Origin of the sequence: Paractinoplanes hotanensis, from assembly GCF_023717965.1 — a bacterium.
In the GTDB taxonomy this organism is placed as follows: Bacteria; Actinomycetota; Actinomycetes; order Mycobacteriales; family Micromonosporaceae; genus Actinoplanes; species Actinoplanes polyasparticus.
Window position 1 is genome coordinate 152,141 of the sequence record NZ_JAMQOL010000017.1, and the last position, 19,497, is coordinate 171,637.

The 19,497-nt window shown below is 70.1% G+C and carries 19 protein-coding genes; 9 read left to right on the forward strand and 10 right to left on the reverse strand.

Annotated features, from left to right (window positions below):
- The first annotated feature begins 7 nt into the window (after positions 1-7).
- Complete coding sequence (locus LXN57_RS14920) at positions 8-742, forward strand: SIMPL domain-containing protein (protein WP_251798755.1); 735 nt, start codon at positions 8-10, stop codon at positions 740-742.
- On the opposite strand, the gene LXN57_RS14925 is transcribed toward LXN57_RS14920, so the two are convergent.
- The 6 genes from LXN57_RS14925 to LXN57_RS14950 form a co-directional block, all read right to left on the reverse strand.
- Entirely contained in the window at positions 743-1,279 is a 537-nt protein-coding gene (locus LXN57_RS14925) for a hypothetical protein (protein ID WP_251798756.1), read from the reverse strand. It abuts the gene before it with no gap.
- Positions 1,276-3,351: a galactose oxidase early set domain-containing protein gene (locus tag LXN57_RS14930; protein WP_251798757.1), complete on the reverse strand. Its 2,076-nt coding sequence runs from the start codon at positions 3,349-3,351 to the stop codon at positions 1,276-1,278. Before LXN57_RS14930 ends, LXN57_RS14925 begins: the two co-directional genes overlap by 4 nt.
- Positions 3,348-4,505 (reverse strand): glycosyltransferase, encoded by a 1,158-nt coding sequence (locus LXN57_RS14935; protein ID WP_251798758.1) that lies wholly within the window; start codon positions 4,503-4,505, stop codon positions 3,348-3,350. Before LXN57_RS14935 ends, LXN57_RS14930 begins: the two co-directional genes overlap by 4 nt.
- Positions 4,502-6,022: an ArnT family glycosyltransferase gene (locus LXN57_RS14940; RefSeq protein WP_251798759.1), complete on the reverse strand. Its 1,521-nt coding sequence runs from the start codon at positions 6,020-6,022 to the stop codon at positions 4,502-4,504. Before LXN57_RS14940 ends, LXN57_RS14935 begins: the two co-directional genes overlap by 4 nt.
- Positions 6,019-7,290, reverse strand: coding sequence for a glycosyltransferase (locus LXN57_RS14945; protein ID WP_251798760.1), 1,272 nt, complete (start codon positions 7,288-7,290; stop codon positions 6,019-6,021). The genes LXN57_RS14940 and LXN57_RS14945 overlap by 4 nt, the downstream gene beginning before the upstream one ends.
- 401 nt (positions 7,291-7,691) lie before the next feature.
- Complete coding sequence (locus LXN57_RS14950) at positions 7,692-8,027, reverse strand: SMI1/KNR4 family protein (RefSeq protein ID WP_251798761.1); 336 nt, start codon at positions 8,025-8,027, stop codon at positions 7,692-7,694.
- A 123-nt stretch (positions 8,028-8,150) separates the two neighbouring features.
- Between LXN57_RS14950 and LXN57_RS14955 the strand changes: the two genes are divergently transcribed.
- Entirely contained in the window at positions 8,151-8,357 is a 207-nt protein-coding gene (locus LXN57_RS14955; RefSeq protein WP_251798762.1) for a DUF1206 domain-containing protein, read from the forward strand.
- Between the two features lie 183 nt (positions 8,358-8,540).
- Here LXN57_RS14955 and LXN57_RS14960 read toward each other — a convergent pair whose 3' ends face one another.
- Entirely contained in the window at positions 8,541-8,810 is a 270-nt protein-coding gene (locus LXN57_RS14960; protein ID WP_251798763.1) for a hypothetical protein, read from the reverse strand.
- A 255-nt stretch (positions 8,811-9,065) separates the two neighbouring features.
- On the opposite strand from LXN57_RS14960, the gene LXN57_RS14965 reads away from it, so the two are divergent.
- From LXN57_RS14965 to LXN57_RS14980, 4 genes are read left to right on the forward strand one after another with little or no spacing between them, the layout of a single operon-like run.
- Positions 9,066-10,025 carry an ABC transporter ATP-binding protein gene (locus tag LXN57_RS14965; RefSeq protein ID WP_251798764.1) on the forward strand — a complete coding sequence of 320 codons (960 nt, stop codon included), beginning with the start codon at positions 9,066-9,068 and terminating at the stop codon, positions 10,023-10,025.
- Complete coding sequence (locus LXN57_RS14970; RefSeq protein WP_251798765.1) at positions 10,022-10,828, forward strand: ABC transporter permease; 807 nt, start codon at positions 10,022-10,024, stop codon at positions 10,826-10,828. Before LXN57_RS14965 ends, LXN57_RS14970 begins: the two co-directional genes overlap by 4 nt.
- A 15-nt stretch (positions 10,829-10,843) precedes the next feature.
- Positions 10,844-12,058 carry a sensor histidine kinase gene (locus tag LXN57_RS14975; RefSeq protein WP_251798766.1) on the forward strand — a complete coding sequence of 405 codons (1,215 nt, stop codon included), beginning with the start codon at positions 10,844-10,846 and terminating at the stop codon, positions 12,056-12,058.
- Positions 12,051-12,668 carry a response regulator transcription factor gene (locus tag LXN57_RS14980; RefSeq protein WP_285904624.1) on the forward strand — a complete coding sequence of 206 codons (618 nt, stop codon included), beginning with the start codon at positions 12,051-12,053 and terminating at the stop codon, positions 12,666-12,668. The genes LXN57_RS14975 and LXN57_RS14980 overlap by 8 nt, the downstream gene beginning before the upstream one ends.
- Positions 12,669-12,738: 70 nt before the next feature.
- On the opposite strand, the gene LXN57_RS14985 is transcribed toward LXN57_RS14980, so the two are convergent.
- Positions 12,739-14,625: a serine/threonine-protein kinase gene (locus tag LXN57_RS14985; protein WP_251798767.1), complete on the reverse strand. Its 1,887-nt coding sequence runs from the start codon at positions 14,623-14,625 to the stop codon at positions 12,739-12,741.
- A 312-nt stretch (positions 14,626-14,937) separates the two neighbouring features.
- On the opposite strand from LXN57_RS14985, the gene LXN57_RS14990 reads away from it, so the two are divergent.
- The 3 genes from LXN57_RS14990 to LXN57_RS15000 all read left to right on the forward strand — a co-directional run bounded on the left by LXN57_RS14990 (position 14,938) and on the right by LXN57_RS15000 (position 17,734).
- Complete coding sequence (locus LXN57_RS14990) at positions 14,938-15,279, forward strand: STAS domain-containing protein (RefSeq protein WP_251798768.1); 342 nt, start codon at positions 14,938-14,940, stop codon at positions 15,277-15,279.
- 105 nt (positions 15,280-15,384) lie between these two features.
- Positions 15,385-17,283 (forward strand): SpoIIE family protein phosphatase, encoded by a 1,899-nt coding sequence (locus tag LXN57_RS14995; protein WP_251798769.1) that lies wholly within the window; start codon positions 15,385-15,387, stop codon positions 17,281-17,283.
- Complete coding sequence (locus LXN57_RS15000; RefSeq protein ID WP_251798770.1) at positions 17,276-17,734, forward strand: ATP-binding protein; 459 nt, start codon at positions 17,276-17,278, stop codon at positions 17,732-17,734. Before LXN57_RS14995 ends, LXN57_RS15000 begins: the two co-directional genes overlap by 8 nt.
- 87 nt (positions 17,735-17,821) lie before the next feature.
- Here the strand turns inward: LXN57_RS15000 and LXN57_RS15005 are convergent, their stop codons facing one another.
- Entirely contained in the window at positions 17,822-18,808 is a 987-nt protein-coding gene (locus tag LXN57_RS15005) for a flagellar M-ring protein FliF C-terminal domain-containing protein (RefSeq protein WP_251798771.1), read from the reverse strand.
- A 30-nt stretch (positions 18,809-18,838) separates the two neighbouring features.
- Positions 18,839-19,450, reverse strand: a complete 612-nt coding sequence (locus LXN57_RS15010; RefSeq protein ID WP_251798772.1) for a fibronectin type III domain-containing protein — start codon at positions 19,448-19,450, stop codon at positions 18,839-18,841.
- Between the last annotated feature and the right edge of the window lie 47 nt (positions 19,451-19,497).

The window sequence follows — 19,497 nt, forward strand, 5'->3', positions numbered from 1 at the left end:
TCAAAGTATGAGTAAGAAGTCAAGATCCGTGGTCGTCCTTCTGGCGGCTGTTGTCGTCCTTTCCTCGCTTGCCGGCGGGGGTACGGCGTTCGCGGCGGGCGGGGCCGCGGTGGACCAGCCCTGGGAGAGCGTGACGGTCACCGGTCAGGGCGAGGTGTCCGGTCAGCCGGACCGGCTCGACGCCAGCTTCGCGGTCGAGACCAGCTCGTCCACGGTCGCCGACGCTCTCAAGCGGGCCAGCGCGGCCGCCGGTCGGATGCGGGACTCGCTCGTCCGGGGCGGGGTGGCCAAGGCCGACCTGCAGACGTCGAACGTCAGCGTCACCTCGACGCGCAAGGACGACGGCGCGATCACCGGCTACACGGTGAACCAGGGACTCACCGCGAAGATCCGCGACCTGTCCCGGGGCGGGGCGCTCATCTCCGCCGCTGTGGCGGCCGGCGGCGACGCGGCTCGGGTCAACGGAACGTCCTTCGCGATCGAGAACGACGCGGCTCTGCTGGCGGAGGCCCGGAAGAAGGCGTTCGCCGATGCCCGGCGGAAGGCCGGACTGTACGCGCGGGAGGCGGGCCGGCCGCTCGGCCGGGTCGTCAAGGTGAGCGAGGGCGGTCCCGTCTACTGGGGACAGGGTGGACAGGACAGGTTCGCCGCCGACTCGGCAGTTCCGCTCGAGCCGGGCCGGCAGCAGCTGACCGTGAGCGTCACGGTGGAATGGGTTCTCGACGCGCCGAAGGCCCAGTAACTAGGAATCGCAGGCGATGCCGTTGCGGTCGGAGTCGAGGCGGTGCCGGTCGGGGGAGCGGACCGTCAGCCCGGTGAAGCCGTTGGTGGCCAGCCAGGCGCACTTGTCGGTCACGTTCGGCGGGAAAGTCCACGGCACGCATTGACCGGGCGTGCCGTACGCGCGGTCGCAGCCGTCGACATGGGCCGGCACCGGCACCGGTGCGGTCGGCGACGGCCGTGCGGGCAGCGGGCGGACGCCGGGTTGCCCGGCGAAGGTCTGGACGAACGGCGCCGGGGGCCCGCCGGCCGCAACGGTGGCGGCCGGGGCGGCCGGCGGACGGGTGGTGCCGGGCGGCGGGCTGACCCGGGCCGGTGCCGCCGGCGTCTGAGGTGACGGTGCCGCCGGCGTCAGGGATGAAGCGGCCGCCGGCGTCGCCAACGTTATCTGCACCCCGGAGCCGACCGGTGCGGCCGGCCCCGGGCGCAGCATGAGCAGGAGCGCCGCGGCCACCGCCGCCGCCCCGATCAGGAGCAGGGACGCGCGCCGGGCGGTCATCCGACCTTCACCCACTTCGCCACCGACGGGACGCCGTTCGCGCCGACCACGAAGAGCATGTACCAGCCGGGCGGGGCCAGATTCGGGTTGCTCGTCAGGTTCAGGTCGATGGTGTTGCCGGTGACGGTCATCGGCAGGTCGACGAAGCGCTGGTTCGGGTCGCTGGAGTGGGTCACGGCGGCCGGGCGGATCAGTTCCGCCTTCAGGATCGGGCCGTCGACCGTGATGGTGTTCGCGCTTCCGTACGCCCAGGTGTTGTCGGGCACGGTGAGGATCTGCGGGCGGGCGCCCCGGAACAGGTAGGGCGGCGAATAGACCGACACGCGCGTGTCGAACGTGCCGTCACCGGGATTGTTGCCGACTGCCATCACCCGCCCGTCGGGCAGCAGGAACGCCGACGAGTGGTAGCCGCGCGGCACCGGGTCGGTGGCCAGGCCGGCCGTGAACGTGTCGGTCGCCGGGTCGAACATCGACGCCTCGTACACCGGATCGGCCCGGTTGTGCAGGGCGCCGCCGGTCTCGAAGACCTTGCCGTCGGGCAGGAGCACCGCCGACACGTACATCTTGCCCTGGGTGGAGGTCTGGCCGACGCCGGTCGGCAGCAGCGGGCCGGCCGTGTAGGCCGGGGCCGCCTGCTTGAGGTCGATCAGGTCGGTCAAGCGGTTCGCGTCCGGGTTGGTGTCGATGTTGCCGCCGCCGAGGGTCAGCACCCGCTGGTCCTGCGCGGGTGGCAGCAGCACGCTCATCGACTGGTCGCGCTCGTCCTTGTTGCGCAGGCCGGGCACGGGCGTGATGGTGTTCGCCCCGTAGTCGTAGATGGACGCCCCCGTGCCGGGCAGGCCGTTGCCGAAGACGTGGCTGCCCGTGTAGAACAGCCGGCCGTCCTGCATGAGGATCATCGACGGGTAGAGACCCCAGAAGCTCCAGGTCTGGTTGGCCTCGCCCAGCCCGAGCCAGCGTTCCTCGCTCGCGTCGAAGTACTGCGTGGCGACCATGCCCGAGGAGTCCTCGTTGAGCCCGCCGAGCGAGATGACGTCGCCGTTGCCGAGGATCGTCGCCGACGGGTACCAGGAGCCGGCCGACATGTCGTTGACCCGCTCGTAGCTGCTGGTCGCCGGGTCGAAGACGAACGAGTCGCGCAGTCCCTTGTAGCCGACCGTCCCGTCGGCCGACGGATAGTCCTTGTTGCCGCCCATCACCAGCACCCGGCCGTCGGCGAGCTGCACGTGCCCGGCGCAGAACAGGTCGGCCGGCGTCGCCACGTTCGTGAAGGCGCCGGTGGACGGGTGGTAGACGGCGGTCTTGAAGGTGCCGGCCGCGAAGTCGTCGAGGTTGTTGCCCGAGCCCGCGACCAGCAACACGTCGCCGTTGTGCAGAACGACGGCGTGAATGGCCCGTACGGGTGTGTCGAACGGCATGACCTGCCAGGCGCCCTTCGTGCAGGCCGCGCCCGCGGTGCAGGCGGTCGTGCCGGGGGAGGGCTGGGTGACGTCCTCCATCCGGTAGTCGTCGGTGCGCAGGGTGCCGGCGCCGTAGAGGGTGACGCCCCAGACGATCTGGTCGGTGCCGGGCGGGACCTGCGGGGTGCGTACGGTCTGTTGCTGGTAGGTCGTGGTGACCGGCAGACTGGCCAGATCGGTCCAGTAGACCCAGCCCTGCGCGACGTCGTGGCGGAACACGGTCATCGCCGTGTTCGGGGTGGTCGTCGTGTACCAGACGCTCAGGTCGTACTGGTGACCCGGCGACACGTTCGGCGCGCAGGACGGGTTCTCCAGCATCATCGCCTTGCGGTCGCCGGTCGTGCTCTGAGCCAGCGTGATCTGCATGGCCCGGGCGCCGGTGTGAGCCTGGGCGGTCACGTCGAACGTGTACGGCGAGTCGCCCCACCCCGAGCGTTCCCAGCACACCGGGAAGCCGTCCGCGCCGACCGACTCGAGGCCGCCGTTCGCGACCAGGTTGGCGCCCGCCGAGACCGGCAGCGTGGGCAGGGCGAGCAGCAGCAGAAGCGACAGGATCAGCGTGACTCCGAGGTCGCGGCGGTTGCGCCGGCTGAGCCAGGGCCGTGGAGTCATGGGCGTCGCGCCCGGTAGATGACACCGTCCAGGATCAGGAATCGCACCACGAACGAGACCAGCAACGTGAGCAGGTTCGCGATCAGCACGCCGACGTGCAGGCCCGAGACGAGCAGCGCCAGCAGTGGCACCCGCAGCAGCAGGTCGGCGTTGCCGAGGACGAAGAACCGGCTGATCCGCCCGGTGAAGCTGCGATGCTGTCGGCGGTCGCGGTAGAGCAGCGCGTCGGTCAGCAGGAAGTTCCACCCGACCGCGAGGAGGTTGGCGACGATCGCGGCCGGCAGGTAGTGCACGCCCACGACGTCGTGCAGGAACCACAGCGCCGACTGGTTGGGCAGCAGCCCCGAGATGCCGATGAGCGCGAACACGAGCATCCGGGCCCGCTTGGCGCCGAACCGCAGGATCGCCAGGTGCTTGAGGAAGCGCAGCCCCTCGGTCAGGCTCGACTTGGACTCCCCGGCGTGGCGGGGCTGGAAGGCGTACGGCACCTCGACGATGCGGCCGGGCCGGTTGCGCACGATCAGCTCGAGCAGGATCTTGTACCCGAGCGGGCGCAGCTCCTCGGTCTCGAGCGAGCTGGCGCGGATCGCGAAGAGCCCGCTCATCGGGTCGCTCACCTGCAACAGGTTGTTCCGGAAGATCACCTTGGTGACCACGGTGGAACCGCCCGACACGATGCGCCGGTAGCCGCCGTCGAGTCCGGCCCGGCTGCTGCCGCCCCCGGCGTACCGGCTGCCGATCACCAGGTCCGCGCCGTCGCGCCGGCCGGCCCCCACCAGCGTCGAAACCACCTCGGGCGGGTGCTGCAGGTCGGCGTCCATCACCACGATCCACTCGCCCCGGGCGGCCCGCATGCCCTCGACGACCGCGCCGCCCAGGCCACCGGTCGCGTGCTCGCGATGAATCAGGCGTACGGAGATCGGGCAGTCCGCGGCGGCGGCCGAGATCACGGCTGGTGTGTCGTCGGTGCTGTCGTCGACGAAGAGGATCTCGGTCCCGCCGTGCGGCAGGGCGGCCGCGAGCCGCTCCAGCAGGGTCCCGATGTTGTCGCGCTCGTTGTAGGTGGGCACCACGACGGTCTGCTCGAGGGCCGTGCTCACCGGCAACTCGCCCAGCGTGCCCCGCATCGTCGCCCGTACCGGGGTGATGGTCATTGTGGCTCCTTGAGGACCTGGCGGATCTCGATGAGGCCGTCGGCCGGGCCGAACGACGCGATCACGGTGGAGTTCTCGAGCAGGGCGGTCACGGTCGGCAGGGTGCCGGGGTCCTGCCGTACGGCGGGGGTGGACACGATGTAGTCGACATCCCGCCAGCCGCCGGGGAGCCGGGCGGCGACCTCGGTGTCGAGGTCGAGCTTGTAGAACCAGATCACCCGCTGCTCGGGGTAGCCGGCGTTGACGCAGTCGAGCCACAGCACGTCGTCGACGACGACCGTGGACGGCGGCTGGGCGCGCAGATACTCGGCGGCCTGGACGTACGCGGCGTTGTCGTTCGCGGTCAGCGCGCGCCGGTCGCCGACGTACCAGCGTGGCGCCACGACGGTGGCGGCCAGCACCACGGCGAGGGCGATCGCACCCCATTTGAACCAGCGGTCGAGCCGCCCGATCGTCCAGGCCAGCACGCCGGCGACGGCCAGCGCGAAGAATGGCAGCACCTGCACCACGTACATGGCGGGCAGATAGCCGCCCGGGCGCAGGGCCACCAGGATCAGGATCGCGCCGGCCACCGAGACCGGGCGCAGCCGCCGGATGGCCAGGCCGGCGATGGTCGCCGCGACGCCCGCGACCAGGATGACGCTGTCGTAGTAGAGCCACGAGCGCACGAGCGAGTTCGCGCCCGAGCCCGCCTCGAAGATGCTGCCCGAGCCGGAGCGCGAGCCCAGCTGGAACTGGACGGCGCCGATCAGCGACACGTGCCCCTCGCCCGGGAACAGTTCGCCGCGCAGCAGCGCGTAGAGCGGGTAGAAGCAGCCGACCAGCACCAGGCCGCTGGCGAACGCGCCGAACGCCCACGGCCGCGTGGTGCTGCGCGCGGTGTTCTGCCACATCGCCACCAGCACGGCGGGCAGGATGAGCAGGATCGTCTCCTTGGAGAGCACCGCGACCGCGGCCGCCGCGCCCGCTGCCGCGAAGTGCCACAGATGCTGGCGCGGCGAGAGCGCGAGGGCCAGCGCGGCGAGCAGCCACACCACGGCGAAACTGTCCAGATAGATCTGCCGGCCCATGGTGAGGAAGAGCGGCGAGAGCCCGTACGTGAGCAGCCCGGCCGCCGCCGCCCATCGCGGCAGGCCCATCCGGCGCCCGACCACGTAGACCAGCAGCAGCCCGGCAGCCTGCAGCGGCAGCATGGCGATCCGGCCCGCGGCCACCGCGATCAGGCCGGGCGCGACCAGTCCCGGCAACCAGGAGCCCGCGGCCAGCTGGATCCAGGCGAGCGGCGGGTGGTCGTACCAGTAGGTGTAGTGGGCCAGGCCCTTGCCGTGCTGCACCGCCCAGGCCTGCGCGAGGTAGGTGCCCTCGTCGTCGCTGGCCGTCGGGAAGCCGGTGATGTTCCACGCCAGCAACGCGAGGACCACCGTCGTCAGCGCGACCGACAGGTAGAGATCGCTGCGGTCCTTGGGGGCTTGGACCGGTTCTTCCTGTACTGGCTTGACGAGCTCTAGAACGGTCATGCCGCCACCTCGGTGGCCGGCCGCGCGGCGCTCAGGTGCGCGCCGACGTGCGTGGTCAGTTCCCAGTTGCGCTTGCCGGTGTACTCACGCCAGACGGCGCGCAGCGCGGCCGTCGACAACACCAGCGCGTACGGGAAACTCCCGAGCACCAGCTTGGCGTAGTGATGCCAGCGGATCCGCAGGTCGTACTGCCGGCCGAAGTCGTGCAGGCCGACGATCTGGAACATCAGCGTGGCCGCCATCGGCAGCACCGGCAGGAAGGTCACCAGCGCGACGAAGACCGGCAGCTGAGCCCAGATCGCGATGGCCACCCCGAGGGGGATCACCACACCGGAGAACGCCTGCAGGAACGGGCTGGTCAACGTGTAGCGGGCCAGCATCCGGGCCCGCCAGGTGGGCAGCCGGCGCCACTCGCCCTTGCGCAGCACCTGCAGGAACCCCTGGTGCCAGCGGGTGCGCTGCTTGAGCAGGGCGGTCACCGAGCCCGGCGTCTCCTCGCGGGTGACGATCGTGGCGTCGTACGCGACCACGACCTTCGCACCCCGGCTGGAGAGCCGCACCCCCAGGTCGCAGTCCTCGGCGAGGCAGGTGCCGTCCCACCCGTTGGCCCGGCGCAGCACGTCGGAGCGGACGAAGACGGTGTTGCCGCCGAGCGGGATGAACCCCTTCTTGGCGTGCAGGTGCAGCCGGCTGCGGAACCAGAAGAAGTACTCGAGGCAGTTCTGCAGGCTGTACCAACTGGAGTGGAAGTTGATGAGCTGAACGCCGCCCTGCACGACATCGGCGTCGGTGGCCCGGAACGCGTGGTCGACGTGCTCCAGCAGCAGCGGATGCACCTGGTCCTCCGCGTCGAAGACCCCGACCACATCCCCGCGTACGTAAGGCAGCGCGGTATTCAGGGCGCGAGGCTTGTTCTTCTGTTCGTTGTGGTCGGTCACCACGAGAATCCGCCCCGGCGCGCCCAGCGCGACCCGGTGCGCGACCTCGGCCGTCTCCGGGTCGTCGTGCCCCACAATGATGATGATCTCGAAACCCTCGTGAGTGGAGCGCAGCAGCCGCTCGACCGTGTGCTCGAGGACGGCCGTCTCGTGCCGGGCCGGCAACAGCAACGAGAACGTCAGGTGCTGCTCCCCGTCGGGCGGGGCGAACCGGGTGCCGGCCAGGGTCTCCGGCGTGCGCCAGGCGTGCATGGTCCACCACAACGTGACCGCGGCGAACGCCGCGAGCACCAGAGAAACAAAAATCATGACGACGGCAGCCAATGTCATGGCCTCTTCCCCGATTTCCTCGGCAGGACTGCTCCTGCCGTACGAGAAAGAACCTAACCGGAATAGCCTCGTACCTATCAAGTGGACTGTCGTGGGTTTTACAGCCCGTACGGAAGCGTTATCCGACCCGAAATGGGGGCGCAACAAGGAATCGGGCATCCCCCCTTCTTTCCGGCCGATCGGTCGCCCGAAATCCTTACCGCACAAGGGATTCTGGCACAACGGCCCGACCCGCCGGACCTTTGCGTCCGGCGTGTTACCGCCGCGACGCGTTCAGTCCACAGTGGTGAACCCTCGAAACGTTCGACCGTTGGATAAGTCGACCTTGACGGAAACCGCGCAGGCCTGGCTGTTATCCGAATCACGGACCGTCCCCCTTTCGCTGGGGGCAGGTAGCGATTTCAGATGATTTCCAGCAAGGCGGTATACGTCGACGGCGAGGGCAACCACGTCAATTCGTCTTCACCGCCCCGGTTCGACACAGCGGTGACCGAACGACAAGCCACAGCTTGCAGGAAGGCGCTGTAACCCGGTGGCAGGGTCATCCCGAGCCGCTCCTCCACGGCGGCGAGCGCATCGGGACCCGCGCCGGCGCATCCGAGCCACCCGGAAGCCAGCCGCTCGTCCCCCAGCTCGTCAAGCCGATCAGCGTCGGCGACGCGGAGGAAGTCCGCGCTGTACCGCGCCGAATAGACCTGCCACTGCTCGGCCGTAGAGGGACTCCCACTCGAAGTCACGCCCTACTTTGAGGTCGGCCGCAGAAGTGTTCGATCACGATCGACCGGTAAGGTGCCCGGCAGTCTCATCGATCGTGTGGGGGGGCATGCCTCATCTGCTGTGGATGAGCACCGAACCCCGGCGTGGCGTCGTGGCGTCGGGATCTACGCCGACAATCAGCGCGGTCCGCCGCCGAGGAGCACGACTCGGACAAGGCGCGTGGCCTGGATGCCGCGCTGCGGGCGCTGTCCGAGCATAGTTGTGGCATGTGGCTGTTGCTGCTGGCCGCGATCGGCTTCGCCGCGTACGGATCGTTCGCGTTGGCGGAGGCCCGCTACCGCAAGGTCTGAGACCCGGCCGCGCCGATGACGCTGAATCCGCCCCACCCGTTGGCGTTGTTCCGCAACCTGGGCCGGGTCATCCGCGGAGTCTACGGACATCAGCGATGGCCGGCGGTGAGCTGTTGCGCCACCCGACTGCCACGTGCTCGCCCAACCGGGCCTGTCACCACTCTGGTCCAGTGTCCCGCCGCCTCAGCATCCCTCGAAACGGCCGTGGGGAAACTTGACGAAGATCCGCGAGGCGTCGACGCCCATAATGCCGCAAACGGTGACGACCGCCCGACGCATGTCCTGTTGGGTGCCGGTATAGGCGCCCGGAAAGAACTCCGCGGTGGGCAATATGACAGGCGAGCCGAGCCAGCTTGTGCCGAACCGCTCGACGAACCTGGCCATGCTGCGGTCAATCCGCTCCTGCTCATCGGCAACAGCCGGGCATTTAGCCGTGAACAACACCGTCTCCACGCCTCCCCGCGCGGGATCAGTGATCTTAAAGGGAGCGGACGTGCCCGCTACCGGGGCAACCAATCGTACGAGACGTACAGGGGTCGAGTCAGCATCCGCGACACCGGCGAACACCGTCCACACCGGATGATGGTTCACCGCCGGCGTCGGCACTGTCCACCCATGACGGATGTCATGGGGAAACCGGGCGCCGGCCATCCGAACCTGTGGCTCGGGGCACTACTCGGGGGCCCGGCGGGGCCGAAGAATCGGCTCATGACGAACTCACGAAGTGCTCCGGCGGTCGAGGTGCACGACCTCAGCCGGCGGTACGGCGGTCCCCGCGGCTTCACCGCGGTCCGGGGGGTGTCGTTCCAGGTCGAGCGCGGTGAGCTGTTCGCCCTGCTCGGGACGAACGGCGCCGGCAAGACGTCCATCATGGAGCTGGCGGAGGGGCTGGCCCGTCCGAACGGCGGCCGGGTCCGGGTGCTCGGGCACGACCCGTTCGCTGAGCGCGCCGTGGTGCGGCCCCGGGTCGGCGTGATGCTGCAGGAAGCCGGCTTCCCCGCGGACCTGACCGTCGCCGAGACGGCCGGGATGTGGGCCGGCACGCTGAGCGCGCCACGACCGGTCGGCGAGGTGCTCGCGCTGACCGGGCTGGCACAGCGCGCGACCGTACGCGTGCAGCAGCTCTCCGGTGGCGAACGCCGCCGCCTCGACCTGGCCCTGGCGTTGCTCGGCCGTCCTCAGGTGCTCTTCCTCGACGAGCCGACCACCGGGCTCGACCCGCAGAGCCGCGGCACCACGTGGGAGCTGGTCCGCGAACTGCTGCGGGACGGCACGACCGTGTTGCTGACCACGCACTATCTGCACGAAGCGCAGGAGCTTGCCGATCGGATCGCCATCATGCGCGGCGGACGCATCGTGGCGGCCGGGTCCCCGGCCGAGCTGACCGCCGACTACCCCGCGCGGATCAGCTTCGTGCTGCCCGACGGCGTCGGCTCCGACCAGTTGCCGGCGCTGTCGCACGCACGGCCGGGCGTTCCGTCCGGGACAGCGGCGGTCACCGTCGAGACCGACTCCCTGCAGGAGAGTCTCGCCGACCTGCTGGGCTGGGCGGCCGAACGGCACGTCACCCTCGGCCATCTGAACGCTCGGTCCGCGTCGCTGGAAGAGGCGTTTCTTGCCATCGCCGGGGACGTCGCGACCGCCGAAATCGCGGAGGTACGGTCGTGACCATCGGTACTCTTGCCCGCCCGCGCACCGGGGTCCGGCGGATCCGTTCCCTCGGTCGCGCCGAGCTGCTGCTGTTCTGGCGCAACCGGACCGCGCTGTTCAACGCGCTCGGCGTCCCGGTGGGCATCGCGGTGGCCCTCGGCTCGGCGGATGTCGACGGCGGCGAACTGTCCGGCAACGCCTTCCTGATGACCGGGCTGTGCGGCGTGCTCCTGCTGCTCGCCGTCTACTACAACCTCGTCACCGCCTATGTGGCCAGGCGCGAGGAGCTCGTACTCAAGCGCCTGCGGGTCGGTGAGCTGACGGACGCGGAGATCCTGACCGGCACCGCGAGCCCCTCGGTGGCGGTCGCGCTGGTCCAGATCGTCCTGGTCGTCATCGGTGGCGGACTGTTCCTCGGACTGCCGATGCCGGTCAACGCCGTCGTGCTGCTGGCCGGGGTGGCCGGTGGGGTGCTGGTCTGTGTGCTGCTCGCCGCGGCGTCGGCGATCTTCACCAGGACGGCCGAGACGGCTCAGGTGACGACGTTGCCGATCCTGCTGGTGTGCATGCTCGGGTCGGGGATCGTGGTGCCGGCGGCGCAACTGCCGGACAACCTGGCCGATGTGCTGCGGTTGCTGCCGCTGTCGCCGGCCATGGAGTTGCTGCGGCTCGGCTGGTTGGGAACCACCGGTTCCGCCGCCCCGGCCGACTTCGTGAGCGTGTTCGCCGTGGCGGCGGCGCCGGGTGGCATCCTGCTGGTCTGGATCGCGATCGGCATCGTGGTGGTACGGCGCTGGTTCCGCTGGGAACCGCGGCGCTGAGTGGGGCGGACGGGGATGACGGTGATGGCGCAGTGGTGGCGTGGGCTGAGTAACGCCGCCCGGTTCGACCTGTCCGCCCGGGGCACGCTGTACGTCAACTACCTGATGCTGCCGGTGGTCGTCGGCCTGGGACTCGGGCCCTCGCTGGGACCGGCGACCGGGGTGCTCGTGGCGGTCGTGGCCGGGCAGGGCGTGGTGTGCCTGGTGCAGCTGCGCGCCGCGCTGGAGCACTACCTGGGCCGCCGGCCCCGGCCGACGCGATTGATCGCGGCGTCGGTGGGGCTGGCGGTGGCCGCCGTGGTAGGCGGCTACCTGGCCTATCCGGACCATACGCCCGGGCACAACGACGGGCCGGCCTTGTGGATCCTGCTGCTGGTGGGTGGCGCCGTCGTCGTCACGCTGGCGGCGACGGAGAGCGCCCCGGTCGTGGTCACCGCCGGCGCGGTCGCTTGCGGGGCCGTTTACGGTCTCGCCGCCCTGCAGGGCCGGCCCGACGCCGGTGCCGTCCTCGCCTTCGCGCTGTTGTTGCTCGGCGCGGGTGCGGCGTACCGCTTCACGGCGTGGATGCTCGGTGTCATGTGGGAACTGGACCGGGCGCGGCACCTGCAGGCCAGGCTCGCGGTCGCCGACGAGCGGCTGCGCTTCGCCCGGGACCTGCACGACGGGGTGGGACGCACCCTGTCGGTGGTGGCGCTGAAGTCCGAGCTGGCGGCACAACTGGCCCGGCGTGGCCGCGAGGACGCGGTCGACGAGATGCTCGCGGTCCGCCGCATCGCCCAGGACTCGCTCGCCGAGTTGCACGCTCTGGTCAGCGGGTACCGTGCCGCCGATCTCGACGTCGAGCTGGCCGGCGCCCGGTCGCTGCTCGCCTCCGCCGGCATCGAGTGCAGGGTGATCGGGGACGGCGGTAGGGTTCCGGCGCCGGTGCAGGGGGCGCTCGGCTGGGTGGTCCGGGAGGGTACGACCAATGTGTTGCGGCACAGCGAAGCCCGTACCTGCCTGGTGGCCGTGCGGGTGGCATCCGGCGGCGGGGTGTCGCTGACCATGGAGAACGACGGGTTGTCCCGGCCGGCCGGCCCGGCCCGGGTGGAGTTCGGCAACGGCCTGGTCGGCGTGAGCGAACGGATCGCCGGCCTCGGCGGCACGGTCAACGCCGAACGGCGGGACCCCAGCACCTTCCGCCTCGAGGTCACGGTGCCGGCGGGTGTGGACCGGGACAACGGTGAGTGACCCCCGGATCCGGATCCTGCTCGCCGACGACGAGCATCTCATCCGGGGTGCGATGGCCGCGCTGCTCGCGCTCGAGGCGGACCTCGACGTCATCGCCCAGGCCGCTACCGGCGACGAGGCGCTGGCGCTCGCCCGCGCGCTGCGCCCCGACGTGGCGGTCGTCGACCTGCAGATGCCCGGCCTCGACGGCGTGACGCTGGCCCGGATCCTCCACGGCGAACTGCCCTCCTGCCGCACCCTGATCGTTACCAGTCACGCCCGGGCCGGCCACCTCAAGCGGGCGCTGGCGGCCGGCGCCCGCGGCTTCGTACCCAAGACGGTCTCCGCGGACATTCTGGCCACCGTCGTGCGGACCGTGCACAGCGGCGGCCGGTACGTCGATCCGCAACTGGCCGCCGAGGCGATCAGCGCCGGGGACAGCCCGTTGACGCCCCGGGAGGCTGAGGTTCTCGGCTACGCCGGCGAAGGCGCGCCGGTGGAGGAGATTGCGCGCCGGGTCAACCTCTCCCCAGGCACCGTGCGCAACTATCTGTCGGCCGCGGTCGGCAAGACCGGTGCGACCAACCGGCACGAGGCCGTGCGCATCGCCTACCGGCACGGCTGGATCTGAGACGCGTCACACGCGGAGCAGGTCGGCAGGCGCAGATCGTGTGAAGGCCGGATCGTTGCCGGATGCGACATCACCGCGGCGTTTCGGATACCAGAGTCGCGGTGGCGGTGTTGTCGGCGGCGGCCGCGTCCTGCCAGAACATGTCGATGCCACCCGCACTGTTGATGATCAGGGTGAGCTTGGCAGCCTCGGCGCAGCGTGCTTTCGAGTCGCGGGTGGTGTGCTGGCGCACGTGGAGTACGCGCTCGGTGGGAGCCGGTGCGCTGACGGTCAGCAGGCCTTTACAGCCGAGGCTTACGACCTCGATCCGGCCGGTGTTCGATCCCGGGGCGAAGGTGATGACCGCCGGCCATGACTTCGCTGTGCTCATCGGCTGGGCGGCGATGCCGACCCATCGGCCGTGAAACGGGGCCGGCACTCGGGACCGCGTCGCCGACGGGCTGGTGCTGCGTCGCGGAGGGCGATCGGCCAGGCTGTCCGGTGCCGGCGACACCGTGCTGGGACCCGGCGCTGCGGACGTCACGGCAGTGCGCGCGGAGGGGCCGGTGCCGGCCCGCGTACCGGCTGAGTCGGATCGGGTCTGGGTATAGAGCGTCCCGCCGCCGATGACGGCGCTCGCCGCGGTCCCCGCGAGGACAGCGAAGAGCACGACGACCCGCCTCGGCCGTCGCCCGGCGGGTTTCGGCCGGGCCGGCTCGGATCCCCGCGACGGTCCGCCGGTCAGCCGAGCAGCCCCGGTCAGCATGTCGACCGTGACGGCGGCGGCAGTCTCCGTCGGCGCGGGGCCGGTCTGATCCGGTACGACCGTGGTCAGTCCGTTCTCAGCGGTTTCGGTGTCCGACGTGACCTGCGCCGACGTCGCGAGGGTGGCTGCCGGATCGTCCGCTGAAGAACCGGGCGGCTCCACGACGGCCTGCTCCGGTGTGGCTTCTCCCGGCGATGACGGGACCGCACCAGTAACTCGCCCATCGTGAGCGTCCTGGTAGGCCGTAGGCGCGGCGATCGTGGGTGGCGGTGCTGCGAGGGTCCCCGGCAAGCCGTCCAGAGCGGGCCTTCGCCGCTTGGACTGGGTAGGCCACCAGCGAGCCGAGCGTCGTCCCGGCGTTGTTGTGGCGGGTCCGGGCGAGCCCGTCGGGTAGGCCACATTGGCAAGAAGCTGGATTGCGTTCTCAGCGGCGAGACGACGTGCCGGATCCTTGACCAGCAGGCCCTTGATGACCGGCCAGAGTCTGCCGGCATGGGCCGGCGGGGCGGGGCGGCTGGTGAGGACGGCGGCGATGGTGGCCTGGGTATCCTCACGCTGGAACGGGGAGCGGCCGGTCACCGCCGTGTAGAGGGTGACACCGAGGGCCCAGAGATCGGCGGCGGCGGTCGCGGGGCGGCCGTTGATCCGCTCCGGTGCCAGGTACGCCGGGGAACCGACCGTCTGCCCGGTGGCGGTGAGCGCGGTAGCGTCGTCGATCGCGGCGATGCCGAAGTCGGTCAGCACCACCCGGTCCGCGTCATCGATGAGGATGTTGGCAGGTTTGACGTCGCGGTGGACGATGCCTTCGCGGTGCGCGGTGCGCAGCGCGTCCAGAATGTACAGCCCGATCTCCGCGGTCCGCTGCTCGGTCAGCAGCCCGTGCTCCCGGATGGCCTCCGCCAGGGAACGTCCGTCGATCAGTTCCATGACGATCCAGGGCCGGCCTTCATCGATGACCACGTCGTGCACGGTGACGATGCCGGGGTGCCGAAGCCGGGCCGCTGCCTGAGCTTCCCGCAGCGCCCGCCGGACGAGCGGGTCCGCCGGATCGACCGGCCCGCTACCGGCGCTGGGGAACCAGATCTCCTTGATGGCCACGTCTCGGCCCAGCAGGATGTCGTGGGCGTGCCAGACGGCCCCCATCCCGCCCCGCCCGAGCAGGCGCAGCAACCGATAGCGGCCGACGATCACCCGCGCCATGCCCTCGGTCACTCCTGGAATCTATCGGGCATGGGCAAGTTCACCCGCTGTGGCACGCTGTCGAGGTGTCGGTCGAGCACAGAGACTGGCTACGCATCACCATTGACGTCGTTGCATCTCCTCGATCGTGCAAGCCCCACCGGCGGTGTCGGCCTGGTCCGGGCTTGATTCGATGGGCGGAAGTCGGTGCCCGCGTACCGTGAGGGTGAACGTGTGGTATTCGCGCCGGTTGGGCCATGTGCCGGGCGGCCGGTGTCCGGTAGAACCCATGGGTGTGCCCGGTGGTGACTGGCCGTTCGTGTCTGTCGCGAGGAGGTGGCGGGTGTGAGGCCGTTGGTTGTCAGTCTTGATCAAGGAACGCTCTGCCTGACTTTGAGCGGTGATATCGATTTCGTCAACTCGGCGCCGATCTCGCAGGCGATCCAGGAGGCGGTGGTTCAGGGCCGGCCGGCCCTGGTACGGGTGGACGTGGCCGAGGTGAGCTTCCTGGATTCCTCGGGTCTCGGAGTTTTGGTGGCTGCCCTGCGCGCCGCTACGGAGTGCGGTGCGGTTTTCCGGGTGGAGCGTCCCAACGCCAATGTGTACGGCCAATTCGAGATCGCCGGTCTGGTGGAGAGGTTCGGCTTGGCCGATTCTGATGGTGGTCGCAGCGGTGCCGGGCGGTGAGCGACGTCGGTATCGGTGGGTCGGCTGGGCAGTTGCCGCTCGCTTGAGGCGCCAGCACGAAGGGCTTCACGGTACGGATCGGTGCGGACCGCCGCGGGAGGCGCGATGAGCGTGGGGCAGCATCACGAGTACCGGCAGCGGCTGGCCGCGTTGGCCGAGACGGTGGCACAGGCACAGTTGGATCCCGCAGCGCAGGTGCATCGGGCAGCGGGCCTGCTGGCCGGTCGGGTCGGGTGCCGAGTCGACGAGGCCCACACCTATCTGCTGGACCGGGCGGCACAGCAAGGCCGGCCGGCGGCTGCGGTGGCCGGTGACATCCTGATGGCCCTGCAAGGCCGTCCAGGATCCGGATCGCGGCCCTTGGACGCCGAGGTGGACAAGGCGCTGCACCCCCAGGGCCGGAGCCCATCGGCGGAGCGCCGGCTTCCCCCGCACCCGCCGTCACGGGCGGTTGACGACTGGGGCCCACTGGTACAGCATGTCCTCGAGGCGATGCCGGGTAACCACATGGCGCTGTCGCCGGTGTTCGGTGACGGTTCCGAGATCACCGACTGGGTGATTGTTGCGGTGAGTCAGGAGACGGCCGACTTCTCCGGCCGCGACGTGGCCCAAGCGGTGGGCCGGCGTATCACCCAGGCGTATCCGGCAACGGTGGATACGCCGGTGTGGCAGGCGTGGCTCGACGTGGCGGCTGACGGGTGCGCGCGCGAAGTCGGGCCGTTCCCGTATGTGGGCAGGAGTGCCCGGGCGCCCGCCGAGGTGTTGATGACCGCCTGGGTGTCGCGGGTGGGTCCGGGAGTGCTCAGCCGGTGGGTGCGCCACGACGAGCAGACCCGGCAGGCCGAACGGATCGCGCAAACCGAACGGCTGGGCCAGCTCGGCTGGGGCGAAGCGGACCTGGTCACCGGCCAGATCGTGTGGTCGGACGAGTTGTATCGCATCTATGAGCGTGACCCGGCGCTGGGGCCGATGTCCAGCGAGGAACAGAACGCCGTGACCGTGCCCGAGGATGAGCCGATCCGCCGGCAGGCGGCGGAGGGCTTCGGCCGCGGGGACACCGTCGATGTCACGACCCGCATCCGCGTCGGCGGGCGGGTCAAACATGTGCGCAGCGTCGTCGACGCGGTCCGCGATGTGCAAGGCCGGCCGGTGAAGGTGTACGGCATCGTGCAGGACGTCACCATGCAGCACACCAGCCGGGCGCAGCTGGCCGAGGCGGAGCAGTTGCTGCAGCAACACCAGAACAGCCTCGCGGCCGAGCATGAACTCGCCGCCCAACTGCGCCAGATCGTGCTGCCCGTGCCCGCCGAGCCGTTCGACCTGCCCGGGCTGCGTGTAGCCGTGCGCTACCTACCCGCCGAGGAGGCGAGCCGAGTCGGCGGCGACTGGTTCCACGCGGCCCTCGCCGACGACGGCAGCGTGGTCCTCGCCGTCGGGGACGTAGCCGGCCACGGCATGCACGCCGCCACCGTGATGGCCGAGCTGCGGCACATGCTTGCGGGTCTCACCGTGACCACCACGACCGACCCGGCGCAGCTGCTGTGGCACCTCAACCGGCTGCTCTACTCCCGCGCCACCACCGCGACCGCCGTAGTGGCCCGATTCGATCCGCAGAGCCGTTCCATCACCTGGGCGCAGGGCGGGCACCCGAAACCACTACACGCCCGCGCCGGCACCACCACCGAACTCGCCGCGCCGCGCGGCACACTGCTCGGCGCCGTCCGCGCCGCCCGCTACGACACCGCCACGGTCAGCCTGGCGCCGGCCGACCTGCTGCTGTTCTACACCGATGGACTGATCGAACACCGCCGGCACACCCTCGCCGAAGGACTCGCCCCCGTCATCACCACCCTTGACGACATCTCCGCTTCCGGCAGCCGGCAGCCACTGGCCGACCTCCTGATGCGACTACGCCGAGCCAACCCCGAGGACGACACCTGCATCCTCGCCGTGCGCCACCACACGCCGGTACCACCCGACCCACCCGAAGGTGACCATGCCTGAACACCTGCGCCGTTCGGGCCGACGGCCAAACCCGCAGGACGACAGCCCGCCATCGGTACGAAACTTCGCCCTCGAAGATCTCCATACGCTGCGCCACGACGTCACGCGATTCGCCCGGGCGAGCGGCCTCACCGATCCCGTCCTGTACCGCTTCGTGCTCGCCGTCCACGAACTCGCCACCAACGCCGTGCGCCACGGGGGCGGCCACGGACGCCTCGAACTGCGACGTACCCGCAACCAGCTCTACTGCCAGGTCAGCGACCACGGTCCCGGCCTGCCGCAGATACAGCCCCGACCCCGCCCGCCCGCTGACGCACTGAGCGGACGCGGCCTGTGGCTGGCCCAGCACGCGGGCAAGCTCGCCTGCACCAGCGATGACCATGGCACCGTCGTCACGCTGACCTGCACGATCTCACCGCCGGCCACGGCCGATGACATCCAGGCCGACTAGCAACGCGAGGAGGACACTGGCCGTCTCAACCTGCCCCCCGCCGGGCGGCTCAGCTTCATCACCTGCCGAGCACGCCGTATGAGGGGCTTAATTGCGGGGTGCGGTCCAATCGGAGAGAACACCAGCGATTTCTTTCGGCTTTTCCTCGGCCAGCTGCTCGATAGCGTGTTGCCGGCGGGATGCCAGCGCTCGAGCAGACTCGACGGTTTTCACAGTAAGGGGTGTGTTCAGCTGGGTCAGACTGTGCTGCTCGAGAATCACCTGCAAGGTTTTGGCACGTTCCAGCTCACCCGAGCGGAGAGGTCTGCGGTTCGTCGCGCGGCGGCTGGCTCGCCAGGCCAGCAACAGCAGGATCAGCACCAGAAGCACCAGGCCGGCCGTCTTCATCTGCGCCTGTTGTTTCGCGGCCGTCGCGGCGGCGGCCGAGTCGGTCAGTGCCTGCTGGACCTTTTCGGCGGCGCTGGTATCGAACGGGATGGCGGCGACGGCGATCGAGTCGCCGCGAGTGCGGTCGATGCCGACTGCCGCGCTGACGAGTTGTTGTAGCTGAGCGAGGTTGATGGTGCCGGCGTTGGTTTTGTCCAGCAGGACGGCCACGCTGAGCCGCTCGACAGCGCCGGGCGCGGTGCGCCGGGTCTGGTTGATCTCGTTGACCGCGTTGATGCGGTCGGTGCGGGTGTTCTCGTACCCGGTGGCGCCGTTCGCGGTGTAGGTCTCGCGGCTGATGCGTTCCGCCAGCGCTGTCGCCGACGGGCTGGACGTGTAGGTCTTGGTTGCCGTTTCGACCTGGTCGAGGTTCAGTTCGGCTGTGGTGGTGACCACGGCGTGGCCGGGGCCGACGATCGCGTCGAGCATCTTCTGCAGGGAGGCGTTGAGCCGGTTCTGAAACGCGGCGGTCTGCGTGTCGGCGCTGGTCAGGCGCTGTGGTGCCAGTTCGGCGGCCTCCGCGGCGGAGGTGTGAGCGCCGATGCTCACGACCAGCCCGGCGACGACCATGGCGGACCTGCGTCCTGGGGTGAGGAACTTGAAGGTCTTGCCGATGGTGCGCAGAGGTCCTGGGTAGTGGTTGTCCATGTCAGGTCTTCGCCTTCGAGCTTTGCTCGGTCACTTGGTCAGGACGGCTTCGGAGCGGGCGATGGTGGCGGCGCGGGTGGTGTCGGTCCAGGTGGGCTTGCGGACTGCGTCGACGGAGAACACGTAGCGGTTGTTTCGCTGCAGGCCGGTGACGGTCACGCTCAGGTTTGAGCAGCCGTCGGCTGGTTTCTTGTCCTGCCAGGCGAGGTCGGGCTGGGGGCCGGGGACGGGATCTTGGGAGATGCTGGTGATGCGGTAGGTGGTGATGGCCGGGTCGCCGGGGTGGTACCAGGTCACGGTGGCCGTGGTCGTGCCCACCTTGACGGTCAGCGGGGCGATCACGCCGGCCGGAGTGGTTCCGATGCAGCGGGGGTCGTGGGGTGCGGCGACGGCTTCGGCTGTTTCCGGCACGGGGAGCGCGTCCTCCTCTTCTTGCTTGTCCTCCTCGACGGGTGGAGCAGCGGCGGGCTCGTCCTCGGCCGGTCGCTCGCCTTCTTTGACGATGATCCAGCTGTCACCGACCGGGTTGGCGGCCATGGCCCCGGCCTGGTCTTTGCCTGTGCCTGGTAGGTCGCAGCCGCTGAGCGCGAGCGTGCCGAGTGCCGCGACGGTGACTTTCCGGCCCAAGGCGTAAGTGCGCACAGACTCTCCTTCCGAGCACGGCCGGTGCCGTGACAGCCGGAAGCATC

Bases quoted from the DNA above. Each gene is read 5' to 3' on its own strand.
- LXN57_RS14920 (WP_251798755.1), top strand. From the start codon at position 8: ATGAGTAAGAAGTCAAGATCCGTGGTCGTCCTTCTGGCGGCTGTTGTC.
- LXN57_RS14925 (WP_251798756.1), bottom strand. From the start codon at position 1,279: ATGACCGCCCGGCGCGCGTCCCTGCTCCTGATCGGGGCGGCGGCGGTG.
- LXN57_RS14930 (WP_251798757.1), bottom strand. From the start codon at position 3,351: ATGACTCCACGGCCCTGGCTCAGCCGGCGCAACCGCCGCGACCTCGGA.
- LXN57_RS14935 (WP_251798758.1), bottom strand. From the start codon at position 4,505: ATGACCATCACCCCGGTACGGGCGACGATGCGGGGCACGCTGGGCGAG.
- LXN57_RS14940 (WP_251798759.1), bottom strand. From the start codon at position 6,022: ATGACCGTTCTAGAGCTCGTCAAGCCAGTACAGGAAGAACCGGTCCAA.
- LXN57_RS14945 (WP_251798760.1), bottom strand. From the start codon at position 7,290: ATGACATTGGCTGCCGTCGTCATGATTTTTGTTTCTCTGGTGCTCGCG.
- LXN57_RS14965 (WP_251798764.1), top strand. From the start codon at position 9,066: ATGACGAACTCACGAAGTGCTCCGGCGGTCGAGGTGCACGACCTCAGC.
- LXN57_RS14975 (WP_251798766.1), top strand. From the start codon at position 10,844: ATGACGGTGATGGCGCAGTGGTGGCGTGGGCTGAGTAACGCCGCCCGG.
- LXN57_RS14995 (WP_251798769.1), top strand. From the start codon at position 15,385: ATGAGCGTGGGGCAGCATCACGAGTACCGGCAGCGGCTGGCCGCGTTG.
- LXN57_RS15000 (WP_251798770.1), top strand. From the start codon at position 17,276: ATGCCTGAACACCTGCGCCGTTCGGGCCGACGGCCAAACCCGCAGGAC.
- LXN57_RS15005 (WP_251798771.1), bottom strand. From the start codon at position 18,808: ATGGACAACCACTACCCAGGACCTCTGCGCACCATCGGCAAGACCTTC.